General features: G+C 53.1%; 2 protein-coding genes. Both read left to right on the top strand.

The annotated features are described in order from the left end of the window. The first annotated feature begins 76 nt into the window (after positions 1–76). Positions 77–2,731, top strand: coding sequence for a type I DNA topoisomerase (gene topA / locus LGT44_RS09615; protein ID WP_145469443.1), 2,655 nt, complete (start codon positions 77–79; stop codon positions 2,729–2,731). 107 nt (positions 2,732–2,838) lie between these two features. Then, on the top strand, positions 2,839–3,072 hold a 234-nt coding region (locus LGT44_RS09610; protein ID WP_230333582.1), incomplete at its 3' end, for a ComEA family DNA-binding protein.

Below are 3,072 nucleotides of genomic sequence, written 5' to 3'. Positions count from 1 at the left end.
CCCCCCCGGTGTACCTATAAAGTGTCGCCTTCTGTGCGCCTGGCTATATCAACAAGAAAGGGTTAATCAAAGGAATATGGGCAAATCGCTGGTTATCGTGGAGTCGCCTGCAAAGGCTAAAACCATCAATAAATACCTGGGTAAGGACTTTATTGTTAAGTCCAGCGTGGGCCACGTACGCGACCTGCCAACCTCTGGCTCAGGACAGCCCAGCGATCCTAAAGAGCGCGCTAAACAGGCAGCTCTCACCCGTAAAATGTCGCCCGAAGCCAAGGCCGAGTACAAAAAGAAAAAGTCCCGCGAGCAGTTAATTGGCCGCATGGGCGTTAACCCGGAAAAACACTGGGAAGCCAACTATCAGGTGCTGCCGGGTAAAGAAAAAGTTGTCGAAGAACTGCAGCGATTGGCCAAAGATGCCGATCAGATCTATCTCGCAACGGATTTGGACCGCGAGGGAGAAGCCATCGCCTGGCACCTTCGTGAGATTATTGGCGACAGCAAAAAACAATACCGCCGCGTCGTGTTTAATGAGATTACCAAAAAAGCGATTCAGAGCGCGTTCGAGCAGCCATCCGAACTTAATATGAATCGCGTCAATGCCCAACAGGCACGCCGTTTCCTCGACCGCGTTGTCGGTTTTATGGTCTCACCTCTGCTGTGGAGCAAGGTCGCGCGTGGTTTATCCGCCGGCCGAGTGCAATCCGTTGCTGTTCGTCTGATTGTTGAACGCGAACGGGAAATCCGTGCCTTTATTCCACAGGAATACTGGGAAACCTTCGCCGATCTGAGCACCCCTGCCGGTGAAGCTTTGCGCGCCCAGGTGATGCGCCAGAACGGTAACGAGTTCCGTCCGGTTAACGAGCAGGACACCATGTCGGCCGTCGCCGCGCTGCGTGGCCACCGCTATGAAGTGCTGAAACGCGAAGACAAGCCGACCAGTTCCAAGCCTGCTGCCCCTTTTATCACCTCCACATTGCAGCAGGCCGCCAGTACGCGTCTGAGTTTCAGCGTTAAGAAAACCATGACGCTGGCGCAGCGCCTGTACGAAGCCGGTTACATCACTTATATGCGTACCGACTCGACCAACCTGAGTCAGGAAGCGGTCAGCAACGTGCGTGATTACATCAGCGATAAACTGGGCGAACAGTACCTGCCGGATGAGCCGCGCAGCTACAGCAGCAAAGAAGGCGCTCAGGAAGCGCACGAGGCCATCCGTCCTTCCGATGTCCGCCTGCGTGCAACCGATCTCAGTGCTATGGAACCGGATGCACAGCGTTTATACGATCTGATCTGGCGCCGCTTTGTTGCCTGTCAGATTAAAGATGCGCAATTCACCAGCACCAGCATCACCGTCAAAGCCGGCGAGTTTGAACTGAAAACCCGCGGCCGCGTTATGCGTTTTGACGGCCACCTGAAAGTATTGGCTGCGATGGGCAAAGGCGAAGATGACGTCCTGCTGCCGGATGTCAGCGAAGGCGATACCCTGCAGCTGGTCGAGCTGGAACCGAAGCAACATTTCACCAAACCGGCACCGCGTTTCTCAGAAGCGGCACTGGTTAAAGAACTGGAAAAACGCGGCATCGGCCGTCCTTCAACCTATGCCTCAATTATTTCCACCATTCAGGAACGTGGTTACGTCAGCCTGAAAGGTCGTCGTTTTTACGCTGAAAAAATGGGCGACATTGTCACCAGCCGCCTGGTTGAGAACTTCGACGACCTGATGGACTTCGGCTTTACCGCCAGCATGGAAGAAAAACTCGACCATATTGCCGAAGGCGATATGAACTGGACCGACGTTCTGGATGAGTTTTATCAGGGCTTTCAGCAAAAGCTGGAAGTGGCTGAAGGCGAAGACGGCATGCGTCCGAATGATCCGGTTGATACCGACATTCCGTGTCCTACCTGTGGTCGCCATATGCAGATCCGCACGGGTTCTACCGGTGTATTCCTCGGTTGTTCCGGCTACAGCCTGCCACCGAAAGAACGCTGCACTCAAACGCTCAATCTGGTACCGGGCGATGAAGCAATCTCCGCCGATGAAGACGAAGAAGCAGAAAGCCGCCGCCTGATGGATAAGCGCCGTTGCAGCATCTGCGACAGTGCGATGGAAAGCTATCTGCTGGACGAAACCCGTAAGGTACATATCTGCGGTAATAACCCGGATTGCAGCGGCTTCGCCGTAGAAACCGGCCAGTTCAAGATTAAAGGCTATGACGGTCCAACGCTTGAATGCGATAAATGCGGCAGTGAAATGCAGCTGAAATCCGGTCGCTTCGGCAAATACTTTGGCTGCACAAACAGCGAATGTAAGAACACCCGCAAATTATTGAAGAGCGGCGAAGCGGCACCTCCGAAAATGGACGCGATTGCCATGCCGGAACTGAAATGTCAGAAAGTAGACGACACCTACGTTCTGCGTGACGGTGCAACCGGTTTATTCCTGGCCGCCAGCCAGTTCCCGAAAAAACGCGAAACCCGTGCACCACTGGTTGAAGAACTGCTTCCTCATCAGGCCGAACTGCCGCAGAAATACCATTTCCTGCTGGATGCTCCGCGTCAGGATCCGGAAGGCAATCCGGCCATCATCCGTTACAGCCGCAAAACCAAAGAGCAGTATGTAATGACTGAAAAAGACGGCAAAGCCACCAGCTGGTCGGCCTATTACGTCGATAATAAATGGGTTGAGCACGACAAGAAAAAAGCACCCGCCAAAAAGGCCGACAAAGCCTGATTCACACCAATGTCTGGGGAAAGCGTCGGTTAATTTGATACTTTTCCCGGATTTTTCCGCAAAATATTCATTGCTATGTTCGGATCTCCACTCAAGGAGAGACGACTATGCAATGGATAAAGCACGCACTATTTTCTGTCTGCCTGATTCTGGGCACCCTCAGCGTACAGGCAGCAGAAACCAGCAAGCCAGACGGTAATACGGTAAAAGCCGTTAATATCAACACCGCCACCGCGGAACAACTCAGCCAGCTTGACGGTATTGGTAAAGCGAAAGCGGAAGCCATTATTGTATACCGCCAACAACATGGTCAGTTTAAATCACTGGACGACATCACTCAG

It is taken from the genome of Thalassolituus alkanivorans, from assembly GCF_020447205.1.
Classification (GTDB): Bacteria; Pseudomonadota; Gammaproteobacteria; order Pseudomonadales; family Oceanobacteraceae; genus Venatoribacter; species Venatoribacter alkanivorans.
Note: the sequence above shows the minus strand (reverse complement) of the source record. Positions and strands in the feature narration are given on the sequence as shown.

Bases quoted from the DNA above. Each gene is read 5' to 3' on its own strand.
- topA (WP_145469443.1), top strand. From the start codon at position 77: ATGGGCAAATCGCTGGTTATCGTGGAGTCGCCTGCAAAGGCTAAAACC.